Origin of the sequence: uncultured Thiocystis sp. (genome assembly GCF_903866365.1) — a bacterium.
Taxonomy (GTDB): Bacteria; Pseudomonadota; Gammaproteobacteria; order Chromatiales; family Chromatiaceae; genus Chromatium.
In genome coordinates, this window is sequence record NZ_CAIPNF010000488.1 from 1 (window position 1) to 23,664 (window position 23,664).

The following is a 23,664-nucleotide window of genomic DNA, read 5'->3' on the forward strand; positions in this document are numbered from 1 at the left end:
GCCGGGCTTCTCGCCTGGGATTCGGTCTCCGACGACCGGGTCCAGCAAACCGTTGCCGACATCATCCGCGCGATCCGCGCGCGCGGCGACGCGGCGCTGCTGGACTATACTGCCCGCTTCGACCGCTGGACACCCGCCACGGCCGCCGAGCTGGAACTCCCCCGCGCCCGCCTGGCGCAGGCGTGGCAGACCATCCCGACCGACCAGCGCGCGGCGCTGGAGTTGGCCGTCGCCCGCATCCGCGCCTATGCCGAACATCAAAAACTGGCCGGCTGGAGCTACCGCGAGCCGGACGGCACCCTGCTCGGTCAACAGGTCACGCCGCTCGATCGCGCCGGGCTCTATGTGCCGGGCGGCAAGGCGGCCTACCCGTCGTCGGTGTTGATGAACGCTATCCCAGCCAAGGTCGCGGGCGTGGGCGAACTCATCATGGTGGTGCCAACCCCCGACGGCGAACTCAACGAACTGGTGCTGGCCGCCGCCCACATCGCCGGCGTCGATCGCGCCTTCGCCATCGGCGGCGCGCAGGCGGTCGCCGCGCTCGCTTATGGCACCGCGACGATTCCCGGCGTGGACAAGATCGTCGGTCCCGGCAACCTCTATGTCGCCACCGCCAAGCGCGCGGTCTACGGTCAGGTCGGCATCGACATGATCGCCGGTCCCTCCGAGATTCTGGTGGTCTGCGACGGCGAAACCGATCCGAACTGGATCGCCATGGATCTCTTCTCGCAGGCCGAGCACGACGAGGACGCTCAATCCATCCTGTTGAGTTGGGATGCTGATTTTCTGGACCGTGTCGCCGCCAGCATCGAGCGGCTTCTGCCGACGATGGAGCGCCAGACCATTATCGCCGCCGCCTTGCGCGCGCGCGGCGCGCTGATCCAGGTCCGCGATCTCGACGACGCCATCGCCGTCGCCAACGTCATCGCCCCGGAGCATCTCGAACTCTCGGTCGCCGATCCCGAGGCCATCGTCGGGCGCATCCGTCACGCCGGGGCCATCTTCATGGGCCGCTACACCGCCGAGGCGCTCGGCGACTACTGCGCCGGGCCGAACCATGTCCTGCCCACCTCGCGCACCGCGCGTTTCTCCTCGCCGCTGGGCGTCTACGATTTTCAGAAACGCTCCAGCCTCATCATGGCCTCCCGCGCCGGTGCCGCCGAACTGTCACGCACCGCCTCCGTGCTGGCGCGGGGCGAGGGACTCACGGCCCATGCGCGCTCGGCCGATTATCGCGGAGAGGTGTCGTGAAGGAATTGATCGACCGGTTGGTGCGCCCCGAGATCCGCGCGCTGAATGCCTACCATGTGCCCGAGGCAGCGGGGCTCATCAAGCTGGACGCGATGGAAAACCCCTACGTCTGGCCGGAGTCGCTCAAAACCGCATGGCTCGACGAGCTGCGCGACGTGGCGCTGAATCGCTATCCCGATCCCACCGGGCGCGCGCTCCAGGAGACGCTGCGCGAGGCGATGGGGATTCCGTCCGACATGGGTCTGCTGCTCGGCAACGGCTCCGACGAACTGATTCAGATGCTGGCCCTGACGGTCGCCCAGGCGGGACGCAGCATCCTGTCGCTCGATCCCGGTTTCGTCATGTATCGGATGATCGGGCTGTTTGCCGGCATGGACTACGTGGGCGTGCCGCTCCAGGCGGACGATTTCTCGATCGACCTGCCCGCCACGCTCGACGCCATCGAACGTGCACAGCCCGCGCTGATCTATCTCGCCTATCCCAACAACCCGACCGGCAACCGCTTCGACGCCGACGACATGGTGCGGATCATCGAAGCCGCCCCCGGTCTGGTCATCGTCGACGAGGCGTACTCGCCTTTCACCGATTCCAGCTTTCTGGGTCTGCTGGGCGACTGGCCGAACCTGCTGGTCATGCGCACCGTCTCCAAGATGGGGCTCGCCGGTCTGCGGCTCGGCTATTTGGTCGGCCCGCCCGCGTGGCTGAATGAAATCGACAAGGTGCGGCTGCCCTACAACGTCAACGTCCTGACCCAGGCATCCGCAACCTTCGCGCTGAGACACAAGTCGGTGCTGGACGAACAGACCCACGCCATCCGGGTCGAGCGCGCGCACCTGTTCGAGTCACTGACGCGCATCGAGACACTGCACCCCTATCCGAGCGAGGCCAATTTCATTCTCGTTCGAGTGCCAGATGGCCAGGCGAACAGCCTTTTCGCGCGCCTCAAGGCACGCGGGATCCTGATCAAAAATCTGCATGGCGCGCATCCATTGTTGCAAGACTGCCTGCGAATCACGGTGGGACTGCCTGAGGAGAATGCTGCCTTGATCGATGTCCTGAACGCTCGATCGAATTAAACCGCGCGAAGCGCGCCTTTTGCGTAGAAAGACCATCCTGGTCCGTTCCGTCAGGGCCGGGAGTCCTGACGACGCAGATGTTTGCCGAAATTCAGGCGGCGCTGTACTAGTTCGTCTTCTGTTTCGCATCGAGGTCGAGTGAAAATCTTGCCCGCTTGGGTTAAAGTCCCCCGCTGACAAATCCACTCAATCCTGATCCTGGCCGAGCCATCCGCGCCGAGCCACAACGATCCTGGGGGACACCACGATGGCTTCTGATCTGATCGCACCGTCCATTCTGTCGGCGGACTTCGCTAAGCTCGGCGAGGAAGTCGACAATGTGTTGGCCGCCGGCGCCGACATCGTCCATTTCGACGTGATGGACAATCACTATGTGCCGAACCTGACCATCGGCCCGCTGGTTTGCGAGGCACTGCGCAAGCACGGCGTCACCGCACCCATCGATGTGCATCTGATGGTCAAGCCGGTGGATCGCATCATTCCCGACTTCGCCGCCGCCGGCGCGACCTATATCACCTTCCACCCCGAGGCGAGCGAGCATATCGACCGCACGCTGCAACTGATTCGCGGCGAGGGCTGCAAGTCCGGTCTGGTCTTCAACCCGGCGACGCCCCTGAGCTATCTGGATTATGTGATGGACAAGGTCGACATGATCCTGCTGATGTCGGTCAACCCCGGCTTCGGCGGTCAGAGCTTCATCCCAGCGACCTTCGAGAAATTGCGTCAGGTGCGCCGGCTGATCGACGCTTCCGGGTTCGACATTCGCCTGGAGATCGACGGCGGGGTGAAGGCGGATAACATCGCCGAGGTCAAGGCCGCCGGCGCCGATACCTTCGTGTCCGGTTCCGGGATCTTCGGCAAAGGCAAGGATTCCGACCCGCATCGCTACGACAGCATTATTCGCGACATGCGCGCGGCGATGGCCGGTTAAACCGCGTCCGGCGCACCATGCGTCGTTTCGAGCGATCAGGCAGGTTGGCATGAATCGATCGGCGTTGGAGTCGACGCGGTTTAAGCGATTAACGATGAAACGCTTAAACGGCGTCAGCACCGGCGTTATCTGGTTCCTGCGAGACCAGATCACTGCACAATCAGTGCATATCCCGCAAGGCGCCGTTTAATTTTTACCTGGAACGAATCCCCGCATGCTGCAACCGAAGATGATTCTCTGTGACCTGGACGGGACGCTGGTCGACAGCGTTCCCGACCTGACCTTTTGCGTGGACGCCATGATGGAACGGCTCGGGCGCGCGCCGCGCGGCGAGGCGGCGGTGCGCACCTGGGTGGGTAACGGGGTCGAAAAGCTGGTGTGCCGGGCCTTGACCGGACAACTCGAAGGCGAGCCGGACGCCGCCGACTATGCGCTGGCCTATCCGCTCTTTCTCGAACTCTATGCCGAGAATACCTACACCCGCTCGATCCTCTATCCGGGGGTGCGCGAGGGTCTCGATTTTCTGGCGTCGGCCGGTTATCCGCTCGGCTGCGTGACCAACAAGGCGGCGCAATTCACCGAGCCTCTGTTGTCCCATCTGGGGATTCGCGAGCGCTTTACGCTGGTCGTCAGCGGCGACAGCCTGCCGCGCAAGAAACCCGATCCCATGCCCCTGCTGCACGCCGCCGATCATTTCGGCGTGGTGCCCGCCGAGGCGCTGATGATCGGCGACTCGGTCAGCGACGTGAAGGCGGCGCGGGCCGCCGGTTTCGGGATCGTCTGCATGAGCTATGGCTATAACCACGGCGAGGATATCCGCGACTCCAACCCGGACGCGGTGATCGACTCGATGGTCGAACTCAAGGGATTGCTGGCCCCCTTGGCTTAAGTCGGGAAGCGAGTACCGCGCGTATGCAAATCCAGGCAAGACGAGCAATGACCGGGCGACGATGGCGACGCCGGGACGCCTTCGCTAACCTTAGACGCTGACGTTTGCCCGGAGATTCCAATGACCCCCAAGACCTTTCGCGCCCTCGCCGATCAGGGCTACAACCGCATTCCGGTCGCCTGCGAGGTGCTGGCCGACCTCGATACCCCACTGAGCGTCTATCTCAAACTCGCCGAAGGGCCGTATTCCTATCTCTTCGAGTCGGTGCAGGGAGGCGAGAAATGGGGCCGTTATTCGATCATCGGACTGCCCTGCCGGACTCTGATCCGAATCGACGGACAGCGGATTCGCGTCGAACGCGATGGCCGCGCGATCGAGGAAGTCGAGACGGCCGACCCGCTCGGCTGGCTCGAAGCCTTCCAGCAACGCTTTCAGGTCGCCGAGGTCGAAGGTCTGCCGCGTTTCGTGGGCGGGCTCGTCGGTTATTTCGGCTATGACACCATCCGTTATATCGAACCGCGCTTGTCAAACTGCCCGAATCCGGACCAGATGGGCACCCCGGATATCCTGCTGATGGTCTCGGACGAGGTCGTCGTCTTCGACAATCTCAGCGGGCGTCTCTACATCATCCTGCATCTGGATCCGGCGGCCGGCGACACGCTGGAGGCTGGCGAGGCGCGGATCGCCGAACTCACCGAGCGCATGCGCCACGGCGCGCCACGACGCAACGGCGGCACCGCGCGACAGGTCAGCGAAGCCGACTTCGTCTCCGGCTTCACCGAGGACGGTTTCAAGCAGGCAGTCGCGCGCATCAAGGACTACATCCTCGAAGGCGACTGCATGCAGGTGGTGCTGTCACAGCGACTCTCCATCCCCTTTCAGGCACCGCCGCTCGATCTCTACCGCGCGTTGCGCGGGCTGAATCCATCGCCCTACATGTATTTTCTGGACTTGGGCGACTTCCAGATCGTCGGCTCCTCGCCCGAGATCCTGACCCGGCTGGAGGATGGCGTGGTCACGGTGCGCCCTATCGCCGGCACCCGTCGCCGCGGTCACACCGAGGCGGAGGATCAGGCGCTGGAGGCCGAGCTGCTGGCCGACCCCAAGGAACTGGCCGAGCATCTGATGCTGATCGATCTGGGCCGCAACGACGCCGGACGGGTCGCCGAGATCGGCAGCGTGCGCCTGACCGACAAGATGATCGTCGAGCGTTATTCGCACGTCATGCACATCGTCTCCAACGTGGTCGGCACGCTCCGGGAGGGCATGAGCGCACTCGACGTGCTGCGTGCCACTTTCCCGGCCGGAACCGTCTCGGGCGCGCCCAAGATTCGCGCCATGGAGATCATCGACGAGCTGGAGCCGGTCAAGCGCGGCATCTACTCCGGCGCGGTCGGCTATCTTTCCTGGAACGGCAACATGGATACCGCCATCGCGATTCGCACCGCCGTCATCCAGGACGGCATGCTGCACATCCAGGCCGGCGCCGGCATCGTCGCCGACTCGGTGCCCGAACTGGAATGGCAGGAGACCATGAACAAGGGCCGCGCCATCTTCCGCGCCGTCACCGCCGCCGAGGTCGGGATCGATCGCTATGGCTGCGGGTTGAAGCGCGTCTGACCGATCAAAAGGGGAAATTTGATGCTCGCCGATCTGATCACCATTGACCTACTCGAAGACCTGGCCGGAAAAAAGGTCTTCTGGCGCGGCAGGGACTATTTTTCCGACGCCTCCGTCCGGCGCGCGCGGATGGTCGGCGACAAACTCACGGCCAAGGTCGAGGGCACCGAAACCTACCAGGTCGAGCTGTGGGATGACGCTGGCGATCTCGCCTACGCCTGTACCTGTCCGCACGCCGCCGAGGGCAATTTCTGCAAGCATTGCGTCGCGGTTGGACTCGCGTGGCTGGCCGGAGCGGTCGATCTGCCCGACTCCGAGGATGCCGACGAGACGTCGCCGCGCGATCCCTGGCAGGACATCCGGGATTATCTGAGCGTCCAGCCGCCTGAAATTCTGGCCGATCTCCTGCTTGAAACCGCCATGCGCGACGATCGGCTCTACCAGTCGCTTCGGCTCAAGGCGGAGCGTCGTGGCGCTGGCGGCAATGTGGTCAAGGTGTTCCGCCGCGCGATCGACAACGCGATCTGTACCCATGGCTTCGTCGATTATGAGGAGGCTGGGGGCTTCGCCGGCGATATCGAGCAGATCGTGGATTCGCTGGAGGAGTTGCTGACACCCGAGACCGCCGCCGTGCTGGTCGAACTGACCGAATACGCCATCGAACGTGTCGAAAACGCCATGGAGCACGTCGATGACTCGGACGGCGAGGTCGGGAGCGTCGGCGAGCGTCTGGGTCAATTGCATCTGGATGCCTGCGTCATGGCGCGACCGGATCCGCTTGAACTGGCCACCCGTTTGTTCCGGCTCGAAACCACCTTGCCGCAAGGTCTGTGCAGCTTCGACGCCGTCACCTATCGCGAGGTTCTTGGCGAGGCAGGTCTGCGGCACTATCGGGAACTGGTCGAAACCGAGTGGCGCGAACTCGGTCCCCGCGGCAGCAAGAGCGCTTACGACACCCATCGATCACGGATCGCCCGCCTCATGGAGCGACTGGCCGAGGCCAGCGGCGATATCGAGGAACTGGTGTCGATCCGCTCGCAAGACCTCACCTCCGCCTATCGTTATCTCGACATCGCCCAGCTTTGGGCCAAGGCCGGAGAGCCCGAGAAGGCGCTGGACTGGGCGGAACGCGGACTCAAGGCATTCCCCGAGCAACCGGACAACCGTCTGCGCGATTATCTGGTTGCGGCCTATCTCGACCGCGGACGCCATGACGAGGCGCTGCAACTGACCTGGATCCAGTTCGAGGAACAGCCGAACCTCGCGCAGTATCAGAAGCTCCGCGCGGTTGCCGACAAGCTCGGTCGCTGGCCTGAACAACGCGAACGGGCGTTGGCCTGGCTGGACGAGACCATCGTCCGCGAGGCCGCCACGACCAACCGCTGGAAGACGACGCCATCGGTTCCCGACGATTCGCGGCGGCTTGAAATCGCCTTGTGGGAGAACGATCTCGACGCCGCCTGGACGATCGCCCAGCAGGGTCGTTGCGACAACCGTTTACTGATCGCCCTTGCCGGCCAACTCGAAGCCTCCCGCCCCCAGGATGCCGTTGAACTGTATCGGCGCGTCGTACCGTCCATCGTCCAGCGGACCAATAACACGGCCTACGACGAGGCGATCAAGCTGATCCGCAAGATCGGCGGGTTGATGAAGGCGCAAAATCAAAGCCAGCCATTCGCCGACTATCTGGCCGAGTTGCGGGTCCAGTACAAGCCGAAACGCAATTTCATCAAACTGCTCGACAGGGTCTGAAGCCTTTTTCTTTGTGTCCTTTGCAGTTTCACCCGCCGGTTTTCGGTTTGAACGTCTCGCCCTGAAGCACATCGGTCTCTCCCTCGCGTCGGGCAATGATGACCGCCCCGCAGCTATCGCCGAAGACATTCACCGCGGTGCGCAGCATGTCGAGGATGCGGTCGACCGCCAGAATCAGCCCGATGCCCTCTAGCGGCAGCCCGACCGCGGCCAGGATGACGGTGATGGCGACCAGGCTCGCGGCCGGGATGCCGGCCACTCCGACCGAGGTCAAGAGCGCCAGAACCACGATCAGGAATTGCGAGGCAAACGACAGCTCGATCCCGTAGGCCTGGGCGATGAACATGACCACCACGCACTCGTAAAGCGCGGTGCCGTCCATGTTGACGGTCGCGCCCAGCGGGATCACGAAGCTGGCGACCTTGTTCGAGACCCCGGCGTTCTTTTCCACGCACTCCATCGTGACCGGGACGGTGGCGGAGGAGGACGCGGTCGAGAAGGCGGTCAGCAGCGCCGCGCCCATGGCCTGGAAATGGCGGATGGGACTGACCCCGCCGACGAAGCGCAACAGCAGCGGCAGCACCAGAAACGTGTGGAGCGCGAGCCCCAGCACCACGGTCAGAAAGAAGAGCGCCAGCGGACCAAGCGCCGCCAGACCCGTGTCGGCCACGGTTCGGGCCACTAGCGCGAAAACACCGATGGGGGCGAAGCGCATGACGAGATCGGTGATTTTCATCATGATCTCGAACATGCCCTGCCAGAAATTGTACTGGGCCTCCGCGTAGACCGGCGCGACGCGGGTGAGAAAGAACCCGTAGAGCAGACCGAAGAAAATCAGGCCGAGCATCTCGCCGTTCGCCGCGGCGGACACCACGTTCGCGGGGATCATGCGCAGGAAGACATCGACCACGTCGCCGCCGTCCCGGCCGCTCAGTTGTTCCTGGAGTGCCGTGGCGTCCGCGCTGAATCCGAAGACCGCCTTCGGATCGCCGTCCACCACGCCCGGCTGGATCAGATTCACGAGAAAGAGTCCGACCAGCACGGCTATCAGCGTGGTGGCGGCAAAATAGCCGAGCGTCTTCGCGCCCAGTCGCTTGAGATCCTTCGCCCCGCCGATCCCGGAAATCCCGACGATCATCGACGACAGGATCAGCGGCACGATCAGCATTTTGAGTGCGTTGAGAAACAACTGACCCAGAAAATCGAGCGTGGAATAGAGACTAGAACCGAAGAGTCCGGCCTCGCGGCCGACCAGGAGTCCCACGGCGACGGCGAGAACCAGGGCGATCAGGATCTGCCAGTGAAGCTTCAACCGCGTCCGGTGTGACAGGCATTCTTCGTGCATCGACTCGCCCTCGTCAAGGTCAGCAAAACGTGTCGCTGACGCGGTTTAATGATGTCATTTTCGACGTACTTTGAGGTATCCAAACAGCTTGTCGACGCCCTTGGGAGACGAAAACGCAGGAACGTCAAACGACTCGTCAGCCGAAAAATCGCGTAGCATGGAGACTGACCAGCCGAAGGCGAAAGACAGCGGGGAAACGCCCCTGTTGGTACCCCAGGCGCCACTCGCGAATTCACCAGGAACCGATCATTCCCATGCGTCGCTTCAGTCCCAAGCTCCTCTTCGCGGGGACCATCTTCTCCAGCTCCTTTCTGCTGTTTCTGGTCCAGCCGCTGATCGCCAAGCAAATCCTGCCCTGGTTCGGGGGATCGGCGGCGGTTTGGTCGGTCTGCATGGTGTTCTTCCAGGTCACGCTTCTGGGTGGCTACGCCTACGCGGACTGGATCTCCCGCCACCTGAGCGCGCGCCGCCAGGTGCAGGTGCATGTCCTCCTGCTCGCGCTCAGTCTGACCCTGCTGCCGATTTTGGCCAGCCCTCACTGGAAGCCGACCGGCGAGGCGGATCCGACGCTGTGGATCCTGGGGCTCCTGGTCGCCACCATCGGGCCGCCCTATTTTCTGCTCTCGACCACCGGACCGCTTCTGCAATCATGGATCGCGCGCAGCCAGATCGGAACCCATGTCTATCGCTATTTCTCGCTGTCGAACCTCGCGTCACTGCTCGCCCTGATGAGCTATCCCTTCCTCATCGAGCCGCACGCGCGACTGGCTACCCAAGCCTACGCCTGGTCCGGCGTCTATGTTCTGTTCGCGTTGTCCTGCACAGGCTCGGCCTGGTATTTCCTGCGCCACACCCACAGCCTGCCCCCGGCGACCCATGCCCACAGCCATGCGCCAGAGAGCGATTGGGATCCCAGTCCCCGGGATTATCTGCTGTGGCTTGGTCTCTCGGCCATGGGTTCCTGGCTGCTCCTGGCCATCACCAACCACATTACCCAAAACGTGGCGGCAATTCCCTTCCTGTGGCTGCTGCCGCTTTCGCTCTATCTGTTGACCTTCGTGCTCTGTTTTGAGAGCGACCGCTGGTATCGGCGCGCCTTTTTTCTGCCCGTGGCCGCGCTGCTGCTCCTGCTGTGCGCCGATGGGCTTCAGGACAGCGCGATCGGGGTCAACATCAAGGTCGCCATCCCGCTCTATGCGTTGGGCCTGTTCTTCTTCTGCATGGTCTTGCATGGCGAGCTGGCGCGCCTGCGTCCAGGCCCCCGGTCTCTCACTCGCTTCTATCTCATGCTTTCGCTGGGCGGAGCGCTTGGAGGGATCGCCGTCGCCCTGATCGCCCCGCGCATCCTCCCCGGCTACTATGAGCTGGGCATTGGACTCGTCCTCGCCGCGCTGCTGCTCATGTTCGTGCTGCGTCCAACCCAAAACGGCGACGGCGCGGCCACGGGCAAGGCCAAGACGCCGACGGGCCTGATGGCGCGGGGCGCGGCTGGCGTGCTGGCGGGGCTGTGCGGCTATTTTCTCTACGTGCAAGTCACGGACGATCTTTCCGGCACCCGGCGCATCGCGCGCAACTTCTACGGCACCCTGCAGAGTGTCGACGCCCATCGTCAGGATCCGCGCGATGACGTTCGCCAGCTCTATCACGGCTCCATCAAGCATGGCGAGCAGTTCCTTGCCCCCGACCGGCGCCGGCTACCGACGACCTACTATGGTCCCACCTCGGGCATTGGGCGGGCCATCGCCGCCACCTCGGGCGCAAAGGTGGGATTGATCGGGCTCGGGACTGGCACCCTCGCGGTGTACGGGCGACCGGGGGATGTCTACCGTTTCTACGAGATCAACCCCCAGGTACTCGAACTCGCGCGCGCCGAGTTCAGCTTCATGGACGAGAGCCAGGCGCGCATCGAGACCGCGCTCGGCGATGCCCGACTCTCGCTTGAGCAGGAATCGCCCCAGGGGTTCGACGTGCTGGCGGTCGACGCCTTCTCCGGCGACTCGGTCCCGGTCCACCTGATCACGTCGGAGGCGATGGATCTCTATCTGCGCCACCTCAAGGCGGATGGCATCATTGCCTTCCATCTCACGAACCGCTTCCTGTGGATGCCGCCGGTGGTCCAGGAAATCGCCCGCGTCAAGGGTCTCGCGGCGGCCTTGATCCGCGACGATCCGGATGGTCCCGGCCAGCGCCGCACGGACTGGATGCTGGTCGCCCGCGATCCAAGTGTACTGGAGCGGGCCGGCATCCTGCAGGCATCCACTCCGGTGACTCCGATTCCCGGACTGAACGCCTGGACGGACGATTTCAACAACCTGTTCCAGATTTTGAAATAGGGTCTTGCGTCTCGACAACCGCCGACTGGCGGTTTTGTCACCCAGCCCCTGTCGTGTGGCCAAATGACCGTGGGATCGTCATCAGCCCCGCGCGCATCTCGTCCAGAGACAACCCCAGGCCCCAGGCCGCGGCAACCGCGGCCAGGATCGGCTGGATCTGGCACTCCTCCCGCCCTTGCTCGCTCCAGGCAATTTGTCCCAGCGGCAACAGGGGCGCCAGCGTCTCGCCCGTCGCGAGGAAGATCACGCCGTCCCGCTCCAACACGGCCCGGCCACCTCGGCCAATCTCCGGAGTCGCCGACGGGCTCCCCGAATCGCTGGCAAACCAGATCGGCGCGCCCCGACAGGATTCCGCCATCCCGACCACGCGGAGATCGTCCGCATTGAGGACGCAGCAGCCGTCCGGGGCGACGGCCTCCACGACGCAGCGTTTGACGCGCATCAGATCATCCAGCGTTTCGATTCCGGGTTGTCCCACGGGGAGCGTCTCGCCGATCTGAGTGACGACACCGACGCGGCAGCGGTCGAAACCCAGCCCCTCGCGCCGGATGGGGCCAGCCGCCAACGCCAGGACCGCCGCGTCCAGTCGCGGGTGCATCAGCAAGGTGCGCGCCGCCTCGGGGCCGGAGCCGTCGCGCGGATCGATGCGGCGCTCGCCGATCCGGATGCCGTCCTGGGTGGCCAGGCCCACCAGGTCGCCCTGAACTTGGATCAGATGCGCGATGAGCCGGGCGGTCGCGTCGGCGCCGCTGGCCCCAGTGACCGCGATCAGCGGAATGCGGCTGGCGGCATCTTCGGGAAACAACAGGTCCACGACGGCCTCGCCCACCGGGCGCGGTTGACCGGCGGAGGGTTCCAGGTGCATGCGCAGTCCCGGACCGGCATTGACCTCCACCACGGCACCGCCCTGTTCTTCCAGGGGACGCGCGATGTCGGCGGCCAGGATGTCGATCCCCGCCAGATCCAGGCCCACCATCCGCGCCGCTTCCAGCGCCTGGGCGGCAACCGCCGGGTGGACCCGGTCGGTCACGTCCGCGGCGGTTCCGCCGGTGCTGAGATTGGCGTTGCGACGCAGCAGCACCCGCTGCCCGGCGGCGGGGATCGACTCCGGGGTCAGACCCTGCTCGGCGAGCATCGCGTGCGCGATCGCGTCCAGCTCGATCAAACTCAGCATCGTGGCATGCCCGGCGCTGCGGCGTGGGTCGCGATTGGTTGCATCGACCAACTCCTGAATCGATGCGCGTCCGTCGCCGACGACCTGGGCTGGTTCTCGCAGCGCTGCGGCGATCAGGCGCCCGCCCACGACCAGCAGACGATGGTCCGCCCCCTGAATATAGCGCTCGCAGAGGATGGACGAGCCTTCCTCCCGGGCGGCGGCAAAGGCCGCCTCGATCGGCTCGCGGCCGGTCAGGTTGGCGGTGACGCCACGGCCGTGGTTGCCATAGCGCGGCTTCACGACGACCGGTGCGCCGAGCGCCTGGGCAAACCGCCAGGCGTCCTCCGCAGTCGCGACTGGCTGGCCCTCGGGGACCGGCACCCCGACCGCGCGCAGCAGCATCCGGGTCAATTCCTTGTCCTGGGCGATGGACTCGGCGATGGCGCTGGTGCGGTCGGTCTCGGCGGTCCAGGCGCGGCGCTGGCGGCAACCCCAGCCCAGTTGCAGCAGGTTCTCGGAGCCCAAACGCCGGACGGGAATGCCGCGGGCGCGGGCGGCCTTGGCGATGGCGGCGGTGCTGGGACCGAGGCGAACCTCATGGCAGAGGTCGCGCAGACGCTCCAGCTCAGCCGTCACCTCGAATGGGGCGTCGTGGATGGCGGCGAGGATCAACTCGCGGGCCACTGCGATCGCGGCCAGGCCCAGGGCTTCTTCCGCGTACTCGATGGCGACCCTGTAGACGCCCTCATCGTCGGTTTCGCGGGCGCGACCATAGCCCACCGGGGTACCGGCCAGGGTTTGCAATTCCAGCGAGACATGCTCCAGGATATGCGCCATGTAGGTGCCCCGGTCCAGTCGCCGAAAGAAACCTCCCCGTTCGCCGACGCTACAACGGTGCTCGATCAGCGACGGCAACCAGGATTTGAGCCGGTCATTGAATCCCGGAATCTCCTCGGACGAGGTGTCTTTGATTGCCCCCAGGTCCAGTCGCAGTTCGATGACCGGAAAATGCGCCCAGAGGTTGGGGCCCCGCAGAACCCATTGATGTTGGATGGTCAGCATGGGAGTTCCTGATGCGCCGGCAGACGGCGCGGTTGGTTGGGCGTGTTCCGGTAAAATCCTGTTCATCCTGTCCATTTCCCGACGAAACCGCCTCTTGGCTGGCCGCGCAACCTTGGAGCGCATCGCGAGCGGTCGGCGCGGATCCGCCTCATGCTTGCCCGATGAACGCGGACGGCTCCCGCGCCGAAGCATTGGCCAAAGTCGACCGGAGCAAAGGCAGTTCCCGGAGCGCCGCATCCCCCGCGAGGTGGGCGCGGACAAAGTCGACGGTCTCGTCGATCACGTCGGCCTGGATCAGCAGCAGATCCCCCGGCTGTGCCTGCCACAGCGCCGATTCCACCGCATTCTGCCAGCCGTGGATGGTCTGGATCTCGCGTACCCGCTGGCCCAGGGCCAGTCCCTGATTGAAGATCGACATAATCTCGCCCGGCTGACGTCCACGGGTGTAGTGATCCTCATAGAGGATGACCTGATCGAAGGCGTGGCCGAGGATCTCGCCCTGACGAATCAGGTCCACGTCGCGCCGATCTCCAGCGGCGGAATAGACGGCCAGCCGACGCCGATGCGGGAAGACTCCAAGGGCATCGATCAAAGCGATGAGCGCGGAGGGGTTGTGGCCATAGTCGAAGACCACGGTCGCGCCACCGATGGCAAGCACATTGAAGCGCCCCGGACTCTTATCCAGATCGGCCCCGAAGGTCTCCAGGGACAGGGCCAGGGTCTCCAGGGGGACGCCCAGGGACCAGAGGGCCGCCGCGCCCGCCAGGACATTTTCGACCTGGAAGCCAATCCGCCCGTCGTGGGTCAGAGGGATACGGCTTAATGAGAGCAAGGTCCACTCGCTCCGGCCCTCGGCCAGGATCAGGTCCAACCCCCGCGTGAAGGCCACGCGCCGACCATTCCGCCGATGACGCATGATCAGTGGATGACTGGCCTCGCGGGCGAAGAACAGCACGTCGCCCCGGCAATGCCTGGCCATCCGGGCGACCAGGGGGTCGTCGGCGTTCAGCACGGCGGTCCCCTCTGGACCGACTCCGCGCACCAGGGTCTGTTTGACTTCGGCCAGCTCCGCGACGGTGTCGATCCAGCCCAGTCCCAGATGATCCCCCTCGCCGATGTTGGTGACCACCGCCACGTCGCAGGCGTCGAAGCCCAACCCCTCGCGCAGGATGCCGCCCCGGGCGGTCTCCAGCACCGCCGCCTCCACCTGGGGGTTGAGCAGCACCAGCCGGGCGCGTTGGGGTCCGGCGCAGTCATCGGTGTCGATGCGCCGCTCGCCCAGATAGATCCCGTCGGTGCAGGTCATGCCGACGAAGCGTCCGGAGATGCCGAGTCCGTGGGCGATCAGGCGGGTCACGGTGGTTTTGCCGTTGGTCCCGGACACGGCCACGATCGGGACGCGGCCGGTCTCGCCGGGTCGGAACAGGGTGTCGAGACAGGCGTCGGCAATGGAGCACGAGGTGACCGCGTCGAGATAGAGATCGAGCGGCGGGTAGGGGATAACCTCGCTCACCCGACCGCCCTGCGACTCCAGGGACCGCGTGATATCCGCCATCGCCAGACGCACCTCCGCCGTTTCCAGCCCCAGGGCGCGCACCGCGTCCAGGCAGCGGGCGCGCACCTCCTCGTGGAGCAGACCGCTCACGTCCGTGGCCGTGGAACCAATTGCGTTACCGCTGGAATCCGGTTGCCACCAGAGCGCGGCCAGCACGCGCTGTCCGACCACCAATATCCGATAGTGGGCATCCGTGACCGGTGCCTCGGTACAGGTCAGGCCAGTGGCCGCCAGCAAGGTGTCGAGCAATTCCCGATTCCGGGCCGCCTCCAGGGTCGCTGGCTCGGTCTCGGCCAGGGCCGTGCGGAACCAGCGTCGCTGCCGGGCGCCGTGACCGAATTGCAGCACCTCGCCGGGCAGTCGCCGCACCGGGATGCCGCGTGCCTGGGCCGCCGTCAGGAGCGCGGCGCAGGTGGGCGAGAGCGCGATGTCCCGTGCCTTCGCGCGCAGTGCCTCAAGCAGGCGCTCGGTGTCGCACTGGGTACCGGCCAGGGCGGCCTTGACGATTTCGAGCGCGGTTTCGGCGCAGTCCGCCGCTGGCAGTCCATCGATCGACTGGAAAACCAGGCGATAGACGCCCGGCTCGGAGGTGTGGCGTACCCGCGTAAAGTCGGGGCGCTTGCCGATGCGGGCGGCCAGCTCAAGGATGATCTCCAGAAGTACCTGCGTCAGCCAGCGTTCATGGCGCTTCTGGTCGTGTTTGATGGGCGGTCGACGCGGTCGCTTCAGACCCGGTAGCATCCGGCCCAGGCGCGGACGCAGATAGGCGGACGACCACAGGAGGTCGCCGGGCGGATGGTCGGAAAGATCCAGCCAGACTTCGGCCACGGGACAATCGGCCCAGAGGTTAAGGCCGCGCAATTCACGAACTCTGCGGATATGCACTCGATCTGACCCGACACGCAATTGAACGGGCGTTCTCCCTCGGGCACGATGGCCGACCTTGCGTCGGCGGGCGCGCGGACCGAGGAACCTGGATCAGCAGGGATCGCGCGCCCGTCGCGCGATCCGTACTCGACCCTCCATGGGCCACGAGCGACGCGCGAGCGGAGGTCGGGTGGGGAGGTCGCGGCAAGATGCTATGACGGAGGCGCGCGAAAGTCGAGATCCGCGAATCCGCCCAGCGTCTCCCGAGTTGCCATCGACAGCTTTTCTGGAAAATCTGTGCCCCAAGTGCGACCATGAGCGCCTCCCGTTCGCTTCGCCGGCGCTCGCTCGTGTGCATGGATCCCGACAGTCCCTTGGCCCAACCAGCATCTCCAACCGATCTTCCGTCACCTTCCTGGGACGCTCCGAACGGCCCCTTACCGCCCTGGACCGCCGTCCTTCAATCTCAACTCGACGCGGGAGAATTCCCACTCGCCTGGTTCGCGCCGGACCTGAATCAGCGGCTCCAGTATCACGCCGGCTTCCTGTGTCTGACGCCGCGCCGGCTGTTGGGCCCGGATCCGACCGGGGCCACCGAGTCCTGGATGTCCTGGCCGCTGGCCGAACTGGACCAGGTGCGAGCCGGTCAGCGTGGTGACGCGGGATTCCTGGAGCTGTTGGGGACGGACCGCCGGCTCGCGTACTGGCGCCATACCGCCGCCTGCCAGGCGTCGGCCAAACGCTTTGCCGCGCACTGCACCGCCGCCATTGACCGACTCCGCGGCAGAGCGGTCGCTGGAGGCGAAGGCCAGGGGACCATCTGCCCTACCTGCGGCGCCGTGGTCACCCCGGGCCAGAGCGATTGCGCCTTTTGCGTCGCCCCGCCGCTGCCGCCGCCCGGTCGTTCGCTCTGGCGGCTCACCCGCTTCGCGCGCCCGCGGGCCGGACTCATCGCCCTGGGCTTCGGTCTCATGCTCGCCTGCACGGCGGTCAGTCTGGTGCCGCCCTATCTCACGATCCCCTTGCTGGACGAGGTGCTGATTCCTCATCAAAGCACCGGCGCCCCCCTGGATTACCGGCTCGCCCTCTTCTATCTGGGCGGTCTCGGGGGTGCGGCGCTGCTCGCCTGGCTGCTCGGCTGGGGCCGCACCTACGTGCTGGCCGTGGTGAGCGAGCGCATCGCCGCCGACCTGCGCGGCGCGACCTACGCACACCTACAGACGCTGTCCCTGGAGTTCTTCGGCGGCAAGCGCACCGGGGATCTGATGGCGCGCATCGGCAACGACACGGAACGGCTCTGCCATTTCCTTTCGGTCAGCCTGCTTGACCTGATGAATGACCTGCTGACCATCCTGATGGTCTCGGTGGTGCTTTTCTCGATCGATCCGGTGCTGGCGCTGGTCACCTTAGCTCCATTTCCCCTGATTGCCTGGCTGGTTCAGGTGGTGCGTGCGCGTCTGCGCCACGGCTTCGAGCGCGGCAGTCGTGCCTGGGCGGAGATGACCAGCGTGCTGGCGGACACCATTCCCGGCATCCGGGTGGTCAAGGCATTCACCCAGGAGCGGCGCGAGATCGAGCGCTTCGATCAGGCCAACGAGAACGTGGTTGCGATCAACACCCGGGTCAACACGCTCTGGTCCTTCTTCGGCTCGACCGTGACCTTTCTCACCGAGTTGGGGCTGCTGGTGGTTTGGGCCTTCGGGGTCTGGCAGGTCGGTCAGGATCATGTGACGGTGGGCGTGCTGACCGCCTTTATTGCCTACATCGGTCGCTTCTACGCCCGCTTGGAGACCCTCAGCCGCTTGGTCGGAGCGGTGCAGCGCGCCGCCGCCTCGACGCACCGCGTCTTCGAAATCCTGGATCGCATCCCCAGCGTCCCGGAGCCGAGCCAGCCGGTCGCGCTGGAACGGGTCAAGGGGGCCATCGAGTTGCGCGGCGTGTCCTTCAACTATGGACCACGGCGCGTTCTGCACGACATCAACCTCGCGATCCAGCCGGGCGAGATGGTGGGTCTGGTCGGACACACGGGGGCGGGCAAGACCACGCTCGTCAACCTGATCTGCCGCTTCTTCGACGTCGCCGAGGGCCAATTGCTGGTGGATGGCGTCGACGTGCGTTCCTTCCCGGTGGAAGCCTACCGGCGCAACATCGGCATCGTCCTGCAGGAACCTTTCCTGTTTTTCGGCACCATCGCCGACAACATCGCCTTTGGCCGTCCGGGCGCCAGCCGGGCCGAGGTGATGGCCGCCGCCCGTGCCGCCCGCGCCCATGAATTCATCCTGCGTCTTCCGGACGGCTATGACTCGCTCGTGGGCGAGCGTGGACAGTCGCTCTCGGGCGGGGAGCGTCAGCGCATCTCCATCGCACGCGCGCTGCTGACCGACCCTCGGATTCTGATCCTCGACGAGGCCACCTCCTCGGTCGATACCGAGACCGAGCGGGAGATCCAGGGCGCCATCGACAACCTGACCCAGGGCCGCACGACCATCGCCATCGCCCATCGTCTCAGTACCCTGCGCCAGGCCGACCGGTTGGTGGTGCTCGAACGCGGCCGGATCGGCGAGGTCGGAACTCACAAGGCACTGCTGGAGCAGCGGGGCCTTTACTACCGGCTCTACCACGCCCAAATGGAGCAGGCGAAGCAGCATGTCGTCATTTGAACCGCGCCCGATGCGCCAAGCGTGGATTCCCGTCAGCGATTCCCGCAGGGCGACGGGTTTTCTTGTCCGCGTTCCCAGCAAACCTCCTCGGAAGACGGGGCCGGGTGAGGAATGCCCTCGGCGTCGAGGTGAGCGATGAAGATCCGCCAGCGACGCACGCCCGCGCGATCCAGATCCAGACGGAGCAGCCAGCCGGTCGTGTTGACAGCCTCGGTGAAGCCGTTGAAGACGAAATTCCCCAGGCTGTAAATGACCGGCTTGCCGCGATACGACTCGATGTCCTGGGTGACATGGGGATGACCGCCGACGACCGCGTCCGCCCCGGCGTCGATCATCAGGCGCGCCAGTTGGCGTTGACGTGGACTGGCGACGGTTTCGTGCTCCCACCCCCAGTGCAGGATCGGGATCACCAGATCGGCCTGGAAGACCTCGCGAGCCTTGGCGATATCGAGTTGAACCTGCTCGTCCTCGCTCCAGGCAATCCCCGGTTTGTCGTGATCGGCCTCGAAGCTGCGCGGCAGGAACTCGTTATAGCCCAGCAGCGCGATCCGCAGACCATGACGCTCGATCACCAACGGCCGGTGCGCCCGCGCCAAATCGCTGCCGCCCCCGAACCAGCCGATGCTTTCCTGTCCCAGAAGGTCGAGCATCTCGCCGAAGGCAACCGGGCCGAAGTCGCCGGAGTGATTATTTGCCAGGCTCACCGCATCGAAATGCCGCTTGAGCGGCTGCAAGACGCGCGGATGGGCGCGGAAGGTGTAGGGCTTTCCCGGCTCGGCCTCCCCACGGATGGCAACGACGCATTCGAGATTGCCCACGCGAATGTCGGCGCTGTCCAGGGTGGCGGCAAAGGGCGCAAAGGGATCGCGACCGCTCCGGATCGCCTCGCCCGGCGTCTCGTCGAGCATGAGATCGCCGACGATCGCGAGTGTGACGATTGGTTCAGGAGGACAGCTCTCTGTCACGGCAAAACCAGAGGCGGTGAAAGCGCAGCAGAGAATCACGGCCAGACGCGAGCGATAAGCCGAGATCATTGGGCGACCTCGATCAGTGTGCAACCATATTGCAACTCTCGCTCCCGACCGGGGGAATACAGAAAATGACGACCGGTCAGGGCGTCGCTCGCCCCGCCGGTTTGAATCGCGGGCGTTTCGTATCTCGCTTCATGCAGCAACATCCAGCGCCCGTTGGCGCGATAATAGCTGTAGAGCTTGACGTAGCGGACCTGCTGTTCGTCGCCGACCGCCACCGCCTTGAAACGAAACCGTCCGTTGATGTCGGTGGACTCGACGCGGTAAGGATCGGTGACGGGAGCGGATTCGACCGTTTGGGTCGTGCCGCCCTGATCGAGCGTGCAGCGCAAACGCGGCGCGGCGAGCGCCATTGTCGGGAGGGCGCAGACGGCGAGTAGGCCAAGCAATCCCATCGAATCGAACCAGCTGACGGAGCGGATGGCGAATCTGGTGGAGCCTGGAAACATCGCCTCTTTCCTGGTTGGCCGATAGAATTGAGATGGAAACAGAATGCGCGCCAACAATGCAAATCCTCGACAGGTAGCGGCATGACCACCAGCCACGAGACGTCCCGGCAAACCCCCGATTTTCACTTGCATATCAACCCGTTCGGCCGCTTGACCTACAGCGATGCCACGGGGATCGAGCACCCGGACGTGATGCCGGTACGCGCCTACCCATTGAGCGATCCGCGACACTGGGTGAGCCTCTGCGATCGCGAGGGGCGGGAGCTTCGCTGCATCGAGGACTTGGCCACCCTGCCTCCCGATGTCCGCGCGATTCTGGAAAACGAGCTCGCCCAGCGGGAATTCGTCCCCCGCATCTTGCGGGTCATCCAGGTTTCCAGCTATCTGGAACCCGCGGAATGGGAGGTGGAAACCGATTGCGGACCGACTCGTTTCGTCCTCAAGACCGAAGAGGACGTGCGCCGCCTGGGCCCCCACAGCGCACTGATCCTGGACTCCCACGGTGTCCGCTACCTCGTCCCCGACACCCGCGATCTCACCCCCTATGGCCGACGAGCGGTGGACCGCTACTTATGACGCAATCGTCGAGTGTTAAGGTTGCGCCCCATCGCTCGCCGCTCTTTCGGTCGCCCGATCGCTGGGGCATGGCGGTTTAAAGCGCCGCAATCCTGGCGCGCTGGGTCTCTAAATTGTTGATCGCAGCGGCGTGTTCGGCGAGTTTGGCGCGCTCCTTCTGGACGACGGCCTCCGGCGCCTTGTCGACGAAACTCGGGTTGGCGAGTTTCTGCTCGGTGCGGGCGCTGTCGTCGGTCAGGCGCGCGATTTCCTTGTCCAGCCGCTTGAGTTCGGCGTCCTTGTCGATCAGCCCGGCCATCGGGATCAGAAGCTTCATGGCGCCAACCAGCGCGATGGCCGATTCGGGCGCGGCGTGCTCGTCATCGAGCAGGGTGATGGACTCGGTGCGGGCGAGAAAATCCAGATAGGGCCGGGCGGTATCGAGCCAGCGCCGGTCCTGTTCGGAGGCGTTGGCCACCAGCACCGGCAGCGGCTTGCCGGGCGGGATGTTCATCTCGCCCTTGATGCGGCGCACGCCCAGGATGCACTGTTTCACCCAGTCGATTTCGTCGACCGCCGGTTGATCCTCGGCGGTCGCGTCGGCGATCGGGAAGGGCGCCAGCATGATGGTGTCCCCCTCGACACCGGCGAGCGGCTTGACCTTCTGCCAGATTTCCTCGGTGATGAACGGCATGATCGGATGACCGAGCCGCAGCAGGGTCTCCAGCGTGGCGACCAGGGTTCGGCGGGTACCGCGTTTGGCGGCGGCGTTGGCGATTGCACCCGTCAACACCGGCTTGGACAGCTCCAGATACCAGTCGCAGAAATCGTTCCAGGTGAATTCGTAGAGCGCCTGGGCGGCGAGGTCGAAGCGGTAACTCTCGATGGCGGCGGTGACGGCGGCGATGGTGAGGTTGAGACGCGAGCGGATCCAGCGATCAGCCGCGCTCAGTTCGATCGGGTCCGATCCTAGACCGCAATCCTGCTCCTCGGTGTTCATCAGCACATAGCGCGAGGCGTTCCAGAGCTTGTTGCAGAAGTTGCGATAGCCCTCGGTGCGACTCAGATCGAACTTGATGTCGCGTCCGGTGGTGGCGAGCGCGGCGAAGGTGAAGCGCAGCGCGTCGGTGCCGAAGGCGGGGATGCCATCGGGGAAATCCTTGCGCGTGTCCCTGGCGATCTTGTCGGCCAGATGCGGCTGCATCATGCCCTTGGTGCGCTTCTCGACTAGCGCCTCCAGTTCGATGCCGTCGATCAGATCGATGGGGTCGAGCACATTACCCTTGGACTTGGACATCTTGTCGCCGTGGGCGTCGCGTACCAGACCGTGGATGTAGACCTCCCGAAAGGGCACGTCGCCCATGAACTTCAAGCCCATCATGATCATCCGGGCGACCCAGAAGAAGATGATGTCGAAGCCGGTGACCAACACCGAGGTCGGGTAGAAAGTCTGGAGTCGGTCGGTTTGCTCCGGCCAGCCGAGCGTACTGAAGGGCCAGAGCGCGGAGCTGAACCAGGTGTCGAGCACGTCGGGATCCTGGACCAGCACCACCTCGGGGCCGAAGCCATGCGTGTCGCGGATGTCTTGCTCGGAGCGACCGACATAGACATTGCCCTCGCAGTCGTACCAGGCCGGGATGCGGTGCCCCCACCAGATCTGACGGCTGATGCACCAGTCCTGGATGTTGCGCATCCACTCGAAATAGGTGTTCTTCCAGTTGTCCGGGACGAAGCGGATGTCGCCGTTCTCGACCGCCTTGATCGCCGGATCGGCCAGCGGCTGCACGCGCACGTACCACTGATCGGTGAGATAGGGTTCGATGACCGCGCCGGAGCGGTCGCCGCGCGGCTGTTGCAGCCGATGATCCTTGACCGCCGCCAGCAGACCGAGCGACTCCAGGTCGGCGACGATGCGCTTGCGTGCTTCGTAGCGGTCGAGTCCGAGATAGGCGGTGGGCAGCAACTGACCTTCTTCCGGTTCGTTGTCGCGCACGGCGGCGTCTGGCGTGAAGATGTTGATGAGCCCGCCGTGTGGCTGATTGACGATGGCCGTCTCGTCGCGATGACGCAGCCAGACCTGATGGTCGTTGAAATCATGCGCCGGGGTGATCTTGACGCAACCGGTGCCGAACGCGGGATCGGCGTGCTCGTCGGCGAGGATGGGGATGCGCCGCCCGGTCAGCGGCAGCTCGACGAATTCGCCGATCAGATGTTTGTAGCGATCGTCTTCAGGGTTGACGGCCACCGCGCAGTCGCCGAGCAGGGTCTCGGGGCGGGTGGTCGAGACCACCATATAGAGCGGTTCCGGCGCGCCGGGCGGCTGGACCAAGGGATAGCGCATGTCCCACATGTGCCCGCTTTCTTCCTCGGAGATGACCTCCAGGTCCGAAACGGCGGTGTGTAGCACCGGATCCCAGTTCACCAGCCGCTTGCCGCGATAGATCAGCCCCTCCTCGAACAGTCGCACGAAGACCTCGCGCACCGCCTCGGACAAGCCTTCGTCCATGGTGAAACGCTCATGCGCCCAGTCGAGCGAGGAACCCATGCGCCGGAGCTGGCGGGTGATGGTCCCGCCGGATTCGGCCTTCCAGTCCCAGACCCTTTCGGTGAAGCGTTCGCGCCCGAAATCGTGCCGGGTCTGGCCCTCGGCATTGATCAGACGCTCCACGACCATCTGGGTCGCGATGCCCGCGTGATCCGTACCCGCCTGCCAGAGCGTGCGGTCGCCCTTCATCCGATGGTAGCGGACCAGCGCATCCATGATGGTGTCCTGAAAGGCGTGCCCCATGTGCAGACTGCCGGTCACATTGGGCGGCGGGATCATGATGCAATAGGCGCTGTCCCCTTCGTTGCGCGCGGTCGCGGCCGGAACGAAGTAGCCTTGCTCCTCCCAAGACCGATACCAGTTTTTTTCGAGGGTTTGGGGATCGTAGTTTTTATCCAGCATGGTGCTCGGGCTCGTGGTCGCGCGCGCGAAATAGCCCATTATAACCGATGGACAGTCAGCGCCTGCCGGCGGTCAGCGATTCGTCATGAGCGTGTAGAATCGCCTCTTTGCCACTCGTTGGACCCCCGCATGAATGAGCCAACCCAATCCGCCAAACCCTGGGCCGGGCGCTTCAACGCGCCGAC

The 23,664-nt window shown here is 64.9% G+C and carries 15 protein-coding genes; 9 read left to right on the top strand and 6 right to left on the bottom strand.

The window, feature by feature from the left end; translation table 11 throughout:
* From hisD to QZY07_RS26500, 6 genes are all read left to right on the top strand, one after another.
* Positions 1–1,251, top strand: a 1,251-nt coding sequence (gene hisD / locus QZY07_RS26475) for a histidinol dehydrogenase (protein WP_295409286.1), incomplete at its 5' end; no start/stop codon positions are given.
* Positions 1,248–2,327 carry a histidinol-phosphate transaminase gene (gene hisC / locus QZY07_RS26480; RefSeq protein ID WP_295409288.1) on the top strand — a complete coding sequence of 360 codons (1,080 nt, stop codon included), beginning with the start codon at positions 1,248–1,250 and terminating at the stop codon, positions 2,325–2,327. The genes hisD and hisC, both read left to right, overlap by 4 nt.
* A 247-nt stretch (positions 2,328–2,574) precedes the next feature.
* The gene (gene rpe / locus QZY07_RS26485) at positions 2,575–3,258 is read left to right on the top strand and encodes a ribulose-phosphate 3-epimerase (protein WP_295409290.1); all 684 of its coding nucleotides are present in this window, start codon (positions 2,575–2,577) and stop codon (positions 3,256–3,258) included.
* Positions 3,259–3,472: 214 nt separating this feature from the next.
* On the top strand, positions 3,473–4,147 hold the full coding sequence (locus QZY07_RS26490; RefSeq protein WP_295409292.1) for a phosphoglycolate phosphatase: 675 nt from the start codon (positions 3,473–3,475) through the stop codon (positions 4,145–4,147).
* A 120-nt stretch (positions 4,148–4,267) separates the two neighbouring features.
* Positions 4,268–5,767 carry an anthranilate synthase component I gene (trpE, locus tag QZY07_RS26495; protein WP_295409294.1) on the top strand — a complete coding sequence of 500 codons (1,500 nt, stop codon included), beginning with the start codon at positions 4,268–4,270 and terminating at the stop codon, positions 5,765–5,767.
* A 21-nt stretch (positions 5,768–5,788) separates the two neighbouring features.
* Positions 5,789–7,519 carry a DUF6880 family protein gene (locus QZY07_RS26500; RefSeq protein ID WP_295409296.1) on the top strand — a complete coding sequence of 577 codons (1,731 nt, stop codon included), beginning with the start codon at positions 5,789–5,791 and terminating at the stop codon, positions 7,517–7,519.
* Between the two features lie 28 nt (positions 7,520–7,547).
* On the opposite strand, the gene QZY07_RS26505 is transcribed toward QZY07_RS26500, so the two are convergent.
* On the bottom strand, positions 7,548–8,864 hold the full coding sequence (locus QZY07_RS26505) for a dicarboxylate/amino acid:cation symporter (RefSeq protein ID WP_295409298.1): 1,317 nt from the start codon (positions 8,862–8,864) through the stop codon (positions 7,548–7,550).
* A gap of 254 nt (positions 8,865–9,118) precedes the next feature.
* Between QZY07_RS26505 and QZY07_RS26510 the strand changes: the two genes are divergently transcribed.
* Positions 9,119–11,197 carry a fused MFS/spermidine synthase gene (locus QZY07_RS26510; protein WP_295409299.1) on the top strand — a complete coding sequence of 693 codons (2,079 nt, stop codon included), beginning with the start codon at positions 9,119–9,121 and terminating at the stop codon, positions 11,195–11,197.
* A gap of 37 nt (positions 11,198–11,234) precedes the next feature.
* Here QZY07_RS26510 and cphA read toward each other — a convergent pair whose 3' ends face one another.
* Together cphA and QZY07_RS26520 are read right to left on the bottom strand one after the other, a co-directional pair.
* A complete protein-coding gene (cphA, locus tag QZY07_RS26515; RefSeq protein ID WP_295409301.1) occupies positions 11,235–13,415 on the bottom strand; it encodes a cyanophycin synthetase in 2,181 nt (726 codons plus the stop codon).
* Between the two features lie 148 nt (positions 13,416–13,563).
* Positions 13,564–15,798 (bottom strand): Mur ligase family protein, encoded by a 2,235-nt coding sequence (locus QZY07_RS26520; RefSeq protein ID WP_295409303.1) that lies wholly within the window; start codon positions 15,796–15,798, stop codon positions 13,564–13,566.
* A 353-nt stretch (positions 15,799–16,151) separates the two neighbouring features.
* Between QZY07_RS26520 and QZY07_RS26525 the strand changes: the two genes are divergently transcribed.
* The gene (locus tag QZY07_RS26525; protein WP_295409305.1) at positions 16,152–18,497 is read left to right on the top strand and encodes an ABC transporter ATP-binding protein; all 2,346 of its coding nucleotides are present in this window, start codon (positions 16,152–16,154) and stop codon (positions 18,495–18,497) included.
* 32 nt (positions 18,498–18,529) lie between these two features.
* Here the strand turns inward: QZY07_RS26525 and QZY07_RS26530 are convergent, their stop codons facing one another.
* Both QZY07_RS26530 and QZY07_RS26535 read right to left on the bottom strand, forming a co-directional pair.
* Positions 18,530–19,531 (bottom strand): CapA family protein, encoded by a 1,002-nt coding sequence (locus QZY07_RS26530; RefSeq protein ID WP_295409307.1) that lies wholly within the window; start codon positions 19,529–19,531, stop codon positions 18,530–18,532.
* A complete protein-coding gene (locus tag QZY07_RS26535; protein ID WP_295409309.1) occupies positions 19,528–19,977 on the bottom strand; it encodes a hypothetical protein in 450 nt (149 codons plus the stop codon). The genes QZY07_RS26530 and QZY07_RS26535 overlap by 4 nt, the downstream gene beginning before the upstream one ends.
* Before the next feature lie 81 nt (positions 19,978–20,058).
* Here QZY07_RS26535 and QZY07_RS26540 point away from each other — a divergent pair, with 81 nt between their 5' ends.
* Entirely contained in the window at positions 20,059–20,553 is a 495-nt protein-coding gene (locus tag QZY07_RS26540; protein WP_295409311.1) for a DUF1854 domain-containing protein, read from the top strand.
* 76 nt (positions 20,554–20,629) lie between these two features.
* Here QZY07_RS26540 and QZY07_RS26545 read toward each other — a convergent pair whose 3' ends face one another.
* Complete coding sequence (locus QZY07_RS26545; RefSeq protein WP_295409313.1) at positions 20,630–23,479, bottom strand: valine--tRNA ligase; 2,850 nt, start codon at positions 23,477–23,479, stop codon at positions 20,630–20,632.
* Positions 23,480–23,664 lie beyond the last annotated feature (185 nt).

Bases quoted from the DNA above. Each gene is read 5' to 3' on its own strand.
- QZY07_RS26525 (WP_295409305.1), top strand. From the start codon at position 16,152: ATGAGCGCCTCCCGTTCGCTTCGCCGGCGCTCGCTCGTGTGCATGGAT.
- rpe (WP_295409290.1), top strand. From the start codon at position 2,575: ATGGCTTCTGATCTGATCGCACCGTCCATTCTGTCGGCGGACTTCGCT.
- QZY07_RS26540 (WP_295409311.1), top strand. From the start codon at position 20,059: ATGACCACCAGCCACGAGACGTCCCGGCAAACCCCCGATTTTCACTTG.
- cphA (WP_295409301.1), bottom strand. From the start codon at position 13,415: ATGCTGACCATCCAACATCAATGGGTTCTGCGGGGCCCCAACCTCTGG.
- QZY07_RS26510 (WP_295409299.1), top strand. From the start codon at position 9,119: ATGCGTCGCTTCAGTCCCAAGCTCCTCTTCGCGGGGACCATCTTCTCC.
- QZY07_RS26490 (WP_295409292.1), top strand. From the start codon at position 3,473: ATGCTGCAACCGAAGATGATTCTCTGTGACCTGGACGGGACGCTGGTC.
- trpE (WP_295409294.1), top strand. From the start codon at position 4,268: ATGACCCCCAAGACCTTTCGCGCCCTCGCCGATCAGGGCTACAACCGC.
- QZY07_RS26500 (WP_295409296.1), top strand. From the start codon at position 5,789: ATGCTCGCCGATCTGATCACCATTGACCTACTCGAAGACCTGGCCGGA.
- QZY07_RS26545 (WP_295409313.1), bottom strand. From the start codon at position 23,479: ATGCTGGATAAAAACTACGATCCCCAAACCCTCGAAAAAAACTGGTAT.
- QZY07_RS26530 (WP_295409307.1), bottom strand. From the start codon at position 19,531: ATGATCTCGGCTTATCGCTCGCGTCTGGCCGTGATTCTCTGCTGCGCT.
- QZY07_RS26535 (WP_295409309.1), bottom strand. From the start codon at position 19,977: ATGTTTCCAGGCTCCACCAGATTCGCCATCCGCTCCGTCAGCTGGTTC.
- QZY07_RS26505 (WP_295409298.1), bottom strand. From the start codon at position 8,864: ATGCACGAAGAATGCCTGTCACACCGGACGCGGTTGAAGCTTCACTGG.